10 protein-coding genes and 1 tRNA gene are annotated in these 13,023 nt (G+C 58.8%); 7 read left to right on the forward strand and 4 right to left on the reverse strand.

Features of this window, described 5'->3' with window-relative positions:
* Window positions 1–37 precede the first annotated feature (37 nt).
* From L2D14_18040 to L2D14_18055, 4 genes are all read left to right on the forward strand, one after another.
* Window positions 38–496 carry a GatB/YqeY domain-containing protein gene (locus tag L2D14_18040; protein ID WNJ99748.1) on the forward strand — a complete coding sequence of 153 codons (459 nt, stop codon included), beginning with the start codon at window positions 38–40 and terminating at the stop codon, window positions 494–496.
* Between the two features lie 209 nt (window positions 497–705).
* Window positions 706–2,511 carry a DNA primase gene (gene dnaG, locus L2D14_18045; GenBank protein WNJ99749.1) on the forward strand — a complete coding sequence of 602 codons (1,806 nt, stop codon included), beginning with the start codon at window positions 706–708 and terminating at the stop codon, window positions 2,509–2,511.
* 56 nt (window positions 2,512–2,567) lie between these two features.
* Complete coding sequence (gene rpoD, locus L2D14_18050) at window positions 2,568–4,622, forward strand: RNA polymerase sigma factor RpoD (GenBank protein WNJ99750.1); 2,055 nt, start codon at window positions 2,568–2,570, stop codon at window positions 4,620–4,622.
* An 83-nt stretch (window positions 4,623–4,705) separates the two neighbouring features.
* Window positions 4,706–4,782, forward strand: a tRNA-Ile gene (locus L2D14_18055).
* 41 nt (window positions 4,783–4,823) lie between these two features.
* On the opposite strand, the gene L2D14_18060 is transcribed toward L2D14_18055, so the two are convergent.
* Together L2D14_18060 and L2D14_18065 are read right to left on the reverse strand one after the other, a co-directional pair.
* Window positions 4,824–5,651: a TauD/TfdA family dioxygenase gene (locus tag L2D14_18060; GenBank protein WNJ99751.1), complete on the reverse strand. Its 828-nt coding sequence runs from the start codon at window positions 5,649–5,651 to the stop codon at window positions 4,824–4,826.
* A gap of 262 nt (window positions 5,652–5,913) precedes the next feature.
* Entirely contained in the window at window positions 5,914–6,243 is a 330-nt protein-coding gene (locus L2D14_18065) for a YbhB/YbcL family Raf kinase inhibitor-like protein (protein ID WNK01705.1), read from the reverse strand.
* Between the two features lie 192 nt (window positions 6,244–6,435).
* On the opposite strand from L2D14_18065, the gene L2D14_18070 reads away from it, so the two are divergent.
* Window positions 6,436–7,602, forward strand: a complete 1,167-nt coding sequence (locus L2D14_18070) for a mandelate racemase/muconate lactonizing enzyme family protein (GenBank protein WNJ99752.1) — start codon at window positions 6,436–6,438, stop codon at window positions 7,600–7,602.
* A 66-nt stretch (window positions 7,603–7,668) separates the two neighbouring features.
* On the opposite strand, the gene L2D14_18075 is transcribed toward L2D14_18070, so the two are convergent.
* Window positions 7,669–8,859 carry an aminotransferase class V-fold PLP-dependent enzyme gene (locus tag L2D14_18075; protein ID WNJ99753.1) on the reverse strand — a complete coding sequence of 397 codons (1,191 nt, stop codon included), beginning with the start codon at window positions 8,857–8,859 and terminating at the stop codon, window positions 7,669–7,671.
* A gap of 67 nt (window positions 8,860–8,926) precedes the next feature.
* Window positions 8,927–9,970, reverse strand: a complete 1,044-nt coding sequence (locus tag L2D14_18080; GenBank protein WNJ99754.1) for a 2-dehydropantoate 2-reductase N-terminal domain-containing protein — start codon at window positions 9,968–9,970, stop codon at window positions 8,927–8,929.
* 193 nt (window positions 9,971–10,163) lie between these two features.
* Between L2D14_18080 and L2D14_18085 the strand changes: the two genes are divergently transcribed.
* Together L2D14_18085 and L2D14_18090 are read left to right on the forward strand one after the other, a co-directional pair.
* Window positions 10,164–11,576 carry a short-chain fatty acyl-CoA regulator family protein gene (locus L2D14_18085; protein WNJ99755.1) on the forward strand — a complete coding sequence of 471 codons (1,413 nt, stop codon included), beginning with the start codon at window positions 10,164–10,166 and terminating at the stop codon, window positions 11,574–11,576.
* A gap of 192 nt (window positions 11,577–11,768) precedes the next feature.
* Window positions 11,769–13,001, forward strand: a complete 1,233-nt coding sequence (locus L2D14_18090; GenBank protein WNJ99756.1) for a DUF2325 domain-containing protein — start codon at window positions 11,769–11,771, stop codon at window positions 12,999–13,001.
* Window positions 13,002–13,023: the final 22 nt, after the last annotated feature.

Below are 13,023 nucleotides of genomic sequence, written 5' to 3' on the forward strand. Positions count from 1 at the left end.
AACGTCCGGCCCTTCTGACCAATGAGGAGGAGATTCCATGCTCCGTCAGCAGTTGAACGACATGCTCAAGGACGCGATGCGCGCCAAGGAAGAGCGAAAAGTGTCAACGATCCGCCTGATCAACGCTGCCCTCAAGGACCGCGATATCCAGGCCCGATCCAAGGGAAACACCGATGGCATTGCCGACGAGGAAATCCTCGGCCTGATGCAATCCATGGTGAAACAGCGCCGCGACAGCATCGAAGCCTATTCCAAGGGCGGGCGTCCCGACCTGGCACAGCAGGAAGCCGAGGAAATCTGCTGCATTGAGAGCTTTCTGCCGCAGCAGCTTTCCGACGAGGAACAGACCGCTGCCGTTGCCGAGGCCGTTGCAAAAAGCGGCGCCGAAAGCATCAAGGACATGGGCAAGGTCATGGCGTACCTGAAGGAAAATTACGCCGGTCGCATGGATTTCTCGAAGGCCGCCGGCAAGGTCAAGGCAGAACTCGGCGTGTAATCCCCTCTCCCTTCACCCGTCGCCAATCCATTTGGTACGAACCAAAATGGAGAAGAGACTCACGGACGTCTCCTTTCTCATCGGAGAATAGATCGCCGCCTGTGGATAAGTACCGTTAACTTGGGATAACTGAGTGATTTTGCCAACACCGGCACTTCCAAGCATGCCCGCGCAGGAGTAGATTACGAGGTTCACAGCCGGAGCCGAAATTGAGCACCTTTACCCCCGAATTCCTCGACGAGATCAGAAGGCGTGTTTCCATCGCCGAGGTCGTCGGCCGCACGGTGCGCCTGAAGGAACGCGCACGTGGCGATTTCTGGGGCCTGTCGCCGTTCACCAACGAAAAAACGCCGTCCTTCCACGTCATGGAGGACAAGGGCTTCTATAAGTGCTTTTCGACGCAGAATTCAGGCGACGTGTTCACGTTCCTGATTGAGGTCGGCGGCATGAGTTTCCCCGAAGCGGTCGAACAACTCGCCGCCGAGGCCGGGCTGGAGATGCCGCAGAACACCCCCGAAGAGCGTCAGCGCTCTGAAAAGCGCAAGACCCTCGCCGACGTCAACGAACATGCGGCGGATTTCTTCGAAAAGATGCTGCGTATGCCGGAAGGCCGGGGCGCGCTTGAATACCTGAAAAGACGCGGACTTGACGATGCCACCATCAAAACGTGGCGGCTCGGCTTCGCACCTGATTCCCGGGGTGCACTGAAAGCCGCGCTGACGCGCGACGGCGTCGCCGAAGAACTGATGATCGAGGCCGGTCTGCTGCGGGTGCCCGACAACGGCGATCCGTATGACTGGTTCAGAGGCCGCGTCATGTTTCCGATCCAGGACCGGCGCGGCGGCGTCATCGCCTTTGGCGGCCGGATACTCGGCGATGGCGAGCCGAAATACCTCAATAGTCCTGAAACGCCGTTGTTCCAGAAGCGCCACGCGCTTTATGGCATGCATCTGGCCGGCGCGCCGGCCCGCAAGGCCGGGCGCATGATCGTCTGCGAAGGCTATATGGATGTCATCGGTCTGGCCCGCGCCGGTATCGACAATGCCGTGGCGCCGCTGGGCACGGCACTCACCGAAGATCAGTTGAGGGACCTGTGGCGCGTCGTCAGGGAACCCGTGATGTGCTTCGACGGCGACGTTGCGGGTCAGAAAGCCGCTTTCCGTGCCGCCGAGCGTGCGCTGCCGATCATGCAGGCGGGCCATGCGCTGCGCTTTGCGATCCTGCCTGCGGGCGAAGATCCCGACAGCCTCGTCGCCGCAAAGGGCCGGGGCGCATTCGATGAACTGCTGACAAATGCCCTGCCGCTCTCCGAGATGATATGGCGCGAAGTGACCGGCGGGCGCATGCCGCAAAGCCCCGAGGACCGCGCAGATGTGCAGCAAAAGCTGGATCAGCGTGCGCGCGACATCTCCGATGCCACGTTCCGGCGGCATTTTTCCGATTACTTCTCGCGCAAACTCTGGGGCGAACGGGGCACACAGCCGCAAAGCCGCGGTGGCGGCAAGTTCACGCCCCGCAAGGGCTTCGGAAAAACCAAGGTTGAAGGCGCCGTGATGGCGGACGCGCGCGCCGAAACCAGCGCCGCCACGCCCGCCGATACGCTGCGTGAACGGATTTTGTTGTCGACTCTGATCAACCATCCGGAAATCTTCGACGAGATCGAGGAACACCTTGGAATGCTTGAGTTTTCGACGGTCGAGCTTGACAACGTGCGCCAGCGGGTCTTAAACACCCTCGCCCGGCATGAAAGCCTTGACTCCGAGGAACTTCGAAACCACCTCTCGGAGGAAGGTCTCGTTGCCGAAATTGGCATGCTATTAAGCAAAAGCGTCTATATGCATGCCCGGTTCGCGCGCGCGGACAGTGACGTTAAAGAAGCCCTGGAAGGGTGGTTGGACACCTACCAGCGGCTGACCGCGAAAGACCATGACACAGAGTTGCGTCAGGCCGAAGCGGCGTTGGGGGAAGATACGACGGAAATGGCTTTTGGACGCATGAAAGCGTTGAAAGCCTAGTGATTTTGAGGTCGCCGGAGACCATCTTGGTACCGGGCGTTTAGGGGTTTTGTATATTGGCCAAAGCACAAGCGAGCGAAGCGCGTACCACGTCCGAGGAAAGTTCCGACAGCCCTCTGCTGGATACCCTGAATGCCGCCGTCAAGAAGATGGTCACCAAGGGCAAGGAACGCGGTTACGTCACCTATGACGAACTGAATGCCGCGCTGCCGCCCGAGGATGTCTCCTCCGAACAAATCGAAGACACCATGGCGATGCTGTCCGAAATGGGCATCAACGTGGTCGAGAACGAAGAACAGGAAGAAGCCGCCAACGACACCGCCTCGGAAGAAGAAGACGAAAAAACCGAGAAGTCTACCGCCGGCAACGTAGACGAGAGCGACCTTGGCCGCACCGATGATCCGGTGCGTATGTATTTGCGTGAAATGGGTTCGGTCGAACTGCTGTCGCGCGAAGGCGAAATCGCCATCGCCAAACGGATTGAAGCCGGCCGCGACATGATGATCGGCGGCATTTGCGAAAGCCCGCTGACGATCCAGGCCATTGTCCGCTGGCATGATGCGCTGGTTGCCGAGGAAATCCTGCTGCGCGAAATCGTCGATCTCGACGCGACGCTCGGCGGCGGCCCGGGGCAGGCGCCACAGGGCGGCACCGAGGAAGAAGACGAAGAAAGTGAAGACGGCGCTGAAACACCGGCCCTGAAAGCCGTTGAGGAAAAACCCGCCGAGAAAACCGAAGAGGCGCCGAAGAAAGCCAAGTCCGATGACGAGGACGGCGAGAAAAAGTCGGAAGACGGCGAAACCACCGACGACGATGACGATGAGGACGACGACGAGCAGAACAATATGTCGCTCGCTGCGCTTGAGGAAAAACTCAAGCCCGAAGTCATTGAAACATTCGAAGAGATCGCCAAAACCTACAAGAAATTCCAACGCCTGCAGATCACCCGCATGGAAGCCATGCAGGGTGTCGGCGAGTTCAAGGACTCCCAGGAAAAGCGCTACGTCAAACTGCGTCAGGAACTGATCGAGCTGATGGAAGGCGTTCATCTTAATAATGACCGCATCGAAGCCCTCGTCGATCAGCTTTACGGCCTCAACCAGCGTCTGGTGCGCCTTGAAGGCAAGCTGTTGCGCCTCGCCACCACGTCGCGTATCCGCCGCGAGGACTTCCTCGAGAATTATCGCGGCTTTGAGCTCGATCCCGACTGGATCAAACGCTGCAAGAAGATGCCGACCAAGAACTGGCAGCGCTTCGCCGAGAAGTACAAAGACGATGTGAAGGAAATCCGCGAGGAAGTCTCGAACGTGTCCGGCGCCGTCGGCCTGCCGATCGGCGAGTTCCGCCGCATCGTCGGCATCGTCCAGAAGGGTGAGCGCGAAGCCGCCAAGGCGAAAAAGGAAATGATCGAGGCCAACCTGCGTCTGGTGATCTCGATCGCCAAGAAATACACCAACCGCGGCCTGCAGTTCCTGGACCTGATTCAGGAAGGCAACATCGGCCTGATGAAGGCCGTCGACAAATTCGAATACCGCCGCGGCTACAAGTTCTCGACCTATGCGACGTGGTGGATCCGTCAGGCCATCACGCGCTCCATCGCCGATCAGGCGCGCACTATCCGTATTCCGGTGCACATGATCGAGACCATCAACAAGCTGGTCCGCACGTCACGCCAGATGTTGCACGAAATCGGCCGCGAGCCGACGCCGGAAGAACTGGCGACGAAGCTTTCGATGCCGCTGGAAAAAGTCCGCAAGGTTCTGAAGATCGCCAAGGAGCCGATCAGCCTCGAGACCCCGATCGGCGACGAGGAAGACAGCCATCTGGGCGATTTCATCGAGGACAAGCTGGCCGTGCAGCCGCTCGACGCCGCCATTCAGGCCAACCTGCGCGAAACCACGACGCGCGTGCTGGCGTCACTGACGCCGCGCGAGGAACGTGTGCTGCGCATGCGCTTCGGTATCGGCATGAACACCGATCACACGCTGGAAGAAGTCGGCCAGCAGTTCTCGGTAACTCGCGAACGAATCCGTCAGATCGAAGCCAAGGCGCTGCGCAAGCTCAAACATCCGTCGCGCTCACGAAAACTTAGAAGCTTCCTGGATTACTGATCGGAAAGGCCGAATTCGGTCTGTTCTCTGCCGCCAAAAAAGGGTAATCAGTTGACCCGCGCGGCCAACCACCGCGCCTTGGTGGGCCTGTAGCTCAACTGGTTAGAGCCGACGGCTCATAACCGTCTGGTTGCAGGTTCGAGTCCTGCCGGGCCCACCACTCTTTCCTCAAGATTTCTTCTCCACGGCTGACTGCCGCAATTACTGTATGGTTTCGGCGGTATTGCCGCGCAGAAAACGCCGGCGTTGGCGCAGGGGATTGTCGCCCGTGGCGCTGTGCCATGTGCAGCGGTTATCCCAAACCAGCGTATCGCCCATGCGCCACTGATGGCGCGCCTGATAGCGGGACTGTCCGCACCACTCATACACTTCGTCCAGCAAGGCGACGGCCTCTTCATCCGGCATGCCGAGTATCCCGACCGTATGGATGGGGTTGACGAAAATCGATTCACGTCCCGTTTCCGGATGGCGGCGGATGACCGGATGATTGATCAGCGGCTTATCCCGGTCAGCGGGATCCAGTCGGTTTTGCACGTCATTGCTGCGCCCCCCGAAGCGGAATGTGCCGCGTAAGCCCTGCAAACGTTCCTTGAGTTCAGCCGGCATCTCCTCCAGCGCCAGATACATATTGGCGAACAGCGTGTCGCCCCCCTCGTCCGGGATTTCCAGCGGGTGCAACATGGTCGCCTTTGCCGGAACTTCGAGATAACACATATCCGAATGCCAGCCGAGACCGCGGCGGGATTCGAATTCGTCGACCTCGCCCTCGGCGTTGAGATTAGTCATGACGATCAGCTCGTCGATTTCCGGATGCCGGTATTTCTTCGTCACATGAATCAACGGCGTGCCGAACACGCTTTCAAAGCGGACCATCTGTGCGGGTGTTAATTCCCGGTCCCGGAACACCAGCACACAGTGTTCCAGAAACGCCCGGTTGATGGCTTCGCGCGCATCCGCATCAAGCGGCTGCGAAATATCGATGCCCCGGACTTCGGCCAGCAGCGGTTCACCAAGCTTTACAATTTCCATCGTCATAACCTGCCATCGTCATAACCTGCCATCGTCATAACCTGCCATCGTCATAACCTGCCATCGTCATAACCTGTATGTATCAAGGATTTTGGCCGATCACCAGCGCCGGAAAGACCCACATTGCGGCTTAATTCGAAAAACGAACGCGCGTGCAGAGACAAGCATGGCGCCCACAATCACCGTCAATCCGGCAAGAGCATTCGGACATCTCCAGCAAACGGATCAAATTCAACCGAAAGACCGCTGCCGCCTGTTAGGGTCAGGGGTAGGTTGTCGTCGCCGTCGCCGAAGCGATGGAGCCACTGAAAAAGCCGTCGCTCTCCTTGGCTTTGACCGACCACTCATAATCATGCGAACCGCTCGGCGGGCAAGGGCTCTTATACGTGAAAGCCCCCGGCTGGATAACATCCTGCCCGGTATATTCGATGGTTCCCCCGCCATGAGCGTATGACGGTTTATCAAGGTCGGTCAGCGTAAACGACAGGAACTTGGTTCCCGCAGGCACGTTTTTCAGCGTGAACGTCGGGTTGGGAACGGTATTCGGATTCCCCGTCGTGCACAGCGGAATATCGCCCCATTCGAAGGCCAGGGAGAAATCATCCGCCGCCGCATGCTACACCCCTGTCAGGGATACCAGAACGCTCAAGACACCCAGAGTTTTAAGCATGTCGTGTCTCCTATACTTTGGTTTCTGGCCCATCGTTTCGCATATTCAATTCCCCTACAAGTATAATATCTTTAGCCTGAGCGGACGACACGGCCCGAAACACGAGGAACCCCCATGACCCATAACGATGCCTGTGATTTTTCCGGGCCGCTCCGGCTCCATCGCATTGACGCCTGGGCGTTCCGCATCGCCATCGAACGGCCGGTCGAAACATCGTTCGGCATCATGCGTAGCCGGCCCGCCGTATTCGTGCGACTGGAAGCCGACGACGGCAGCTTCGGCTTCGGCGAAATATGGTGCAACTTCCCCGCCTGCGGTGCCGAACACCGGGTCATGATGGCGATTGAGGAACTGGGCCCGCTGTTGACGGCCGGTGAGTTTACATCCCCGCAGCAGGCCTTTGCGGCGCTCAGCAGAAAAGTCCATGTACGCATTCTACAAACCGCCGAACCCGGCCCTTATAATCAGGCCATTGCCGGCATCGATATTGCGCTTTGGGATCTGGCGGCCCGCCGCGCAGGGAAGCCTGTGCGAACGTTCATCGATCCCGATGCGCAGGACCGGGTGCCGGTCTATGCCAGCGGCATTCACATCGGCATCGCGGAAAGCGTGATTGACGAAGCGCGGGCGACGGGCATCCGCAACTTCAAGGTCAAGGTCGGTTTCGACACAGCCCAGGACCTGGCGGCGCTGGCACGCATCGCGCCGATGATCGGAAACGACGAGCGGCTGTTTTCCGACGCCAATCAGGCGTGGGATCTCGATCAGGCGCTCGAATTCACCAAGGGCGCGGCGGATGCCGGGCTTGGCTGGCTGGAAGAGCCGCTTTTGGCCGACGCGCCGTTTGAAGACTGGCAACGCCTTGCAGCCGAAGGCGGCGTTGCGCTGGCCGCCGGCGAGAACATCACAGGGCTTGCGAACTTTGAAGCCGCCATTGACGGCGGCTACCTGAGATTTGTTCAACCGGACATGGCAAAATGGGGCGGCTTCAGCGCAAACCTGGATGTGGCGCGCGCGATCATCGCAGGCGGCCTGACCTACTGTCCGCATTACCTGGGCGGCGGCATCGGCTTGGTTGCCTCGGCGCATCTGCTGGCCGCCGTCGGCGGCGACGGCATTCTCGAAGTCGACACCAATCCCAACCCGCTGAGGGAGAGTATCCCCGGCACGGCGATCACGGACGGAGATGTCGTGATGACGGACGCGCCGGGTCTCGGCATCGACGAGATTCCCGGCGGTCTCATGGAACATGTGACCCTGCACCGGTACTGGCAGGACTGAACGCACGAAAAAGCGGATGACTATACGGCCATCCGCTTTCTTCAAGTCTGACGTTCATTATCGCATTCAGGCCGCGCTCTTGACCTCGCCCGCCTGCGCCTGGCCAAAGTGACGGACCGCAGCACCGACACCGGCACCCGGCTCGAACGGAATGCCGGTATCGTACATCGCCATCTCGGCACCGCCCAATGCCTGAAGCACCATAATCTCGTTAAGCCAGCCCAGATGACCGATCCGGAACACCTTGCCCGCGACCTTGCTCAGTCCGCCGCCGAGCGACAAGTCGTAGCGGTGGTACGCGGTCTTGATCACGTCATTGGCGTCAAACCCCTCCGGCACCACGACCGCCGTCACCGTGTCGGAATACCACTGCGGACCCTGTGCGCAATTCGTCAGCCCCCAGGCATCGACGGCAGCGCGAACGGCGCCGGCCAGGCGATGATGACGCCGTGCGACATTGTCCATGCCCTCATCCAGCAGCATGTCGATCGACGCTCTCAGACCGCGTAACAGCGTTGTCGCCGGCGTGTAGGGAAAATAGCCCTGCGCATTGGCCTTCAGCATATCGTCGAAATCGAAGAAGCATGCCGGCATGCCTGCGGTCTTCTTTGCTTCCAATGCCTTTTGGCTGACACCGACTATCGACAATCCCGTCGGCAGCATGAAACCTTTTTGCGAGCCCGATACCGCAACATCGACACCCCATTCCTGCATCCTGAATTCCAGCGAAGCGATGGTGCTGACGCCGTCGACAAACAAAAGCGCCGGATGGCCGAGACCGTCCAGAATACGCCGCACGCCGGCAACATCGCTGGTGACCCCGGTTGCGGTTTCGTTGTGACAGACCAGAACCGCCTTGATCTTGTGGTCCTTGTCCGCGGCAAGGTGCGCTTCGTATTCCTCAAGCGGCACCCCCTTGCCCCATTCTACATCGATGACGTCGACCGCGAGTCCGAAGCGTACACAAAGATCGACCCAAAGGTGCGAGAACTGCCCGAAGTCCGCCGCCAGCACGGTATCGCCGCACGACAGAGTATTAGTGACAGCCGCCTCCCAGCCACCGGTCCCCGATCCCGGAAACACCAGGACATGGCCTGTTTCGGTACGAAAAACCTTCTTCAGGTCTGCCAAAAGTGGCAGCGTGAAGTCGGGAAAATCCGGTGCGCGGTGATCTTCCAATGCGACATCCATCGCCTGTCGGATTTGAAACGGCATGTTGGTCGGGCCCGGGATGGCCAACCCTTTGAAACCTGGCATCTTGTTGTCTCCTCGAATGGACGGTTTGATGTTTTTTGTGGCAGTCCGCGCCTGTTCCTCAGGCGATTTACTGGTGATTGTTTTTCAACTGTGCATCGACGGTTTCGGCGATACGGGTGAATTCGGTGTTCTCCATGCCTAGAGATTTAGCGATGGCGCTGACCAGCAGATCGACGCGTTCAATGAACGGCGCACCGGCATCGATGGCACGCGCCGCCGATGACGGCTTCAGAAGATTTTCCGCTGCCTTGGCATATTTTTCGAACGGCACCGCATCGGCAAGGTCCGCACCGAGTTTTGCCGTCAAGGCATCGACGGCGGTATAGATTTCCCGTGAACGTTCGATATCAGTATGGACTGCATCGCGAATACTGATTGGGGCGGCATTGGTAATGCAGCGATAGTTGCCGGTCAGCAGCATGCTCCATTTGGCCAGCGGCACGAACAGCGAGCCGTAGACGCGAAGCTTGACGGGAACATCCTTTCCCTCGAGGCGCACCGCATCAATATCGGCTTCGAGCCGGTGCAGCATCTCGTTTTGCGCGACATCTCTGAACCGGGCGGCTTTGAAATTCGTCGGCAGACCGACGTGCAGGATGTTGGCGCCTTCTTCAGGTGGCCGAAATGCCTGCGGGTCGGGGCTGCATAGGGTCATCAGTTCGGGATCAAAACGGTCCCAGACACGCGAATTGGTGTAACTGCTTTCCAATGCACGAGTATCAAGACCATCGATCCGTTTCAGATAACTCAGCGGCGGCATGTTCATGATCGACAAGCACGGCACGCACGCATCCGCAATTCGCACCATCAGAGTCCAGATTTCATGCGCGGAATACTGCGGTTCCTGCATCGCCAGACAGACTAGGTCGTAGTCCTCGGGCTTGACCTGTTCCGGTGTCATAGCATCGAGATGCCCCGGCAGATCGCCGGAACGAATGGCCCGGTGCGCATCTTCGCCCTTCAATCTGATGCGAACTTCCGTGCCTTCGGTGTTGATCAACCGCGACGTTGCGCTACGGCAGACCAGCGTAACGTCATGACCCGCCATCAGCAGCTTTGTACCGAGCAGGGAGCCGTACGAGGCGCCGAGAATTAGAATTTTATAGGCCATGACCGCTCTCCTGGCTGTTTCCTCGACCGCACCGCGCGTTATCTGAGAACGCTGTCCGTGCGATATATCCCAATCGCGGCACTCTATTCGGGCGGCACGGGCGGGGCATTAGATTTCGTGTTTATGTGTTGATTGTATGAGTTACATTTTGTTATTTATGTTAAATTGTAAAATTTCCTTCATCAGGTGCTCCATGCGTATTCGCAAAACTCTGGTTGGCCCGAGGCTCCGTCAGCTCCGCCGCCAGCACAATCAAACCCAAGCGGAGATGGCCAAGGCGCTGGGGATATCCACGGCCTATGTCAATCTTCTGGAAAACAATCAGCGTTCGCTGTCCGTGCAGGTGCTGATGTCGCTTGCCGATGCCTACGGCGTCGACTGGCGCGACCTTATTAAGGATGAGGACTCGACCCTGCTGGCGGATCTTCGAAATGCCGTGCGCGATCCGGTGTTCGGCGAAGACCTGCCGGACCTGATGGAACTTCGCGCGGCCATCGACCATGCCCCCCGGCTGGTCAACCAGTTTCTGTTTTTATATCGTAGCCATCGCTCGGCGATCGATAAGCTGATGCATCTCGGTGGCGAACGCATGCCCGATAACTTGTTGACATCAGCGCCGGAGACGGTGATCCATGATTTTTTCCGTAATCATTCAAATTATTTCGCCGAACTTGAAAAAGCGGCCGAACAGCTCCGCATAGCCGAGCCGTGCGATGCCGACGACGTTTACGCCGTGCTCAAAGCGCGGCTGCTGAACGACCACGGCATTAAAGTCACCACCGCCGCCGTCGAAGACATGAACGATGCGCTGAGGATCTATTCCGCCGGCGATGCGACAGTGCGTCTTTCCGAGGCGCTGGACCATCAGAACCGAATTTTCCAACTCGCCCATATCCTGTGCCTCGTCGAATTGCCCGATGTGCTGCAACGGCTGACCGCTGACAGCGGCGTGCGCTCGCCCTCCAGCGTTGCCCGTTGCCAGGCCGAGTTGGCGAACTACTTCGCGGCGGCATTCCTGATGCCCTACAAACCGTTTCACAGAACCGCCGAAGAAACGCATTACGATGTCGATCGTATCGCCGCTGCCTTCGGGGTCTCCTTCGAACAGGTCTGCCATCGCCTGACGACCCTGCAACGCAAAGGCGCCAAGGGTGTCCCCTTCTTCTTTCTGCGCGTCGACAAGGCAGGCAACGTCACCAAGCGGTTCAATTCAACGTCCTTCAATCTCGCGGAATACGGCGGCGCATGTCCTGTGTGGAACATCCACACCTCGTTTCGAACACCGGGAGTCATCGTGCCGCAGTTCGTCGAACTGCCGGAGGGTGAGCGCTTCTTCACTATCAGCCGTACCACCGAACGCCCGGTGTTCAGCCGCGATACCCAGGACCGCCGCCTCGCCATCTCGCTCGGTTGTGAAATGAAGCACGCGCACCGTCTCGCCTATGCTGCGCCTTTCAATACCGACGACGGCGGCCTATTCAGCCCGATCGGCATCAACTGCCATCTTTGTCCACGTCATGCCTGCTCGCAGCGTGCGCACCAACCGTTACTGATGGAACTGCCGATTGATGCCAACCGCCGCGGCACCACGAGATACGAAAGCTGACGTCGCAATGCGGAGCATGGGCGGCCAGCATTTATGCCGATATCTCGTCACCTGATGCACTCCCTAAATCAGAAAAATCTTAATTAATAATGATTTTCACTTGCATTTAACAAATCCCTCCTCTACGAGTCAATTGAGAATGATTATTAATCTCATTTATGAGATTCCAAGGTCCATCAGAGGAGAGCGATCATGTGCGAAGCCTGCTCAAGCAACGGCAAATTCGCCGCCGCAAAGGCACAACGCCGCAAGATCTGGGAACTGAGCGATGGCTGGCATTGCTCGATCGTCGGCACCTGCCTGTCCCTCCGCGATCTTCGCGCACTCGGCCGTAAGCTCGATCTGGCCCCGAAACCGGGCTTCCCTGTCGATTACCAATTGCACGGTCACTTCGTCAGCCATGCGGCGAGCCGCAACAAGACATCCAAATTCCTGAATACCCTGCTCGACCGAAAGCATGCCACAGCGATCCGTAAGCTCGTGAAAACGGTTTGCCCCGCAGAGCTTACCCTTGCTTGGGAAGAAGCACTTGAAGCCGGCGATATCCCGGGGCCGTTCTGGGCCCTGATGAGCCACCCGGACACGCCGGCAAAACTGGCGGAACGGATGTTCGCCGATGTGCACATGCTGTCGCATCTGGTCGGTGCCTCGAATCGCGCCGACATCCGCCGTCTGGGTGAGCTTGAGAACGATCTTGCCCAGGCGCGCGAGGACCGCGACCGCGAGCGGCGTCATCATGCCGAGCGCATGGCCGAGAAATCCCGCACCATCGAATCCCTGGAAAAGAAGCTTGCTCAGGGCAACGCGAAGACGACGTCGATCCACATTGCAGACTTCGGCAGCGTGGAAAACGATCCGGCGGAAACGGATGCCCTTATCAACGAGGCCCGCATGCTCCGCAGCAGGCTCGCGGCACGCGAGCGCGAAATCGAAAAGATGAACGAGGTCATCGCCGTACTCCGCGACGAGGCACGTGACGTCGAGGATGCGCTCAGCACAATGCACCCGGACGAAAGGGACATGACCGATTCGAGCTGGTCATCGCCGGATCTGGCCGGCCGTTGCATCCTCTATGTCGGCGGCCGTCCACAATCTGTGAACCGCTACCGCCAGCTCTTACAGAACTGGAACGCTGAGTTCCTGCATCACGACGGCGGCCAGGAAAAATCCATCCATGAACTGGCCAGTGCCATCGCGCGGGCCGACACCGTTGTCTTTCCGTGCGACTGCGTCAGCCATGATGCCGTCTGCAACGTCAAGAAGCTGTGCCGGCAGTTGATGAAAACGTATGTGCCGCTCCGCACAAGCGGTCTGGCGCCGCTGATGGCCGCCCTCAATGCAAAAGCCGGCGTTGAAGAAACCGACACCAACGATAGCGCGCCGGCACCGGAGGACATGCCTCACGAACGGGTCCGCATGATCTAAAACGGCGCATGCCGCGCCACCC

The organism is Thalassospiraceae bacterium LMO-JJ14, from assembly GCA_021555105.2.
Taxonomy (GTDB): Bacteria; Pseudomonadota; Alphaproteobacteria; order Rhodospirillales; family Casp-alpha2; genus UBA4479.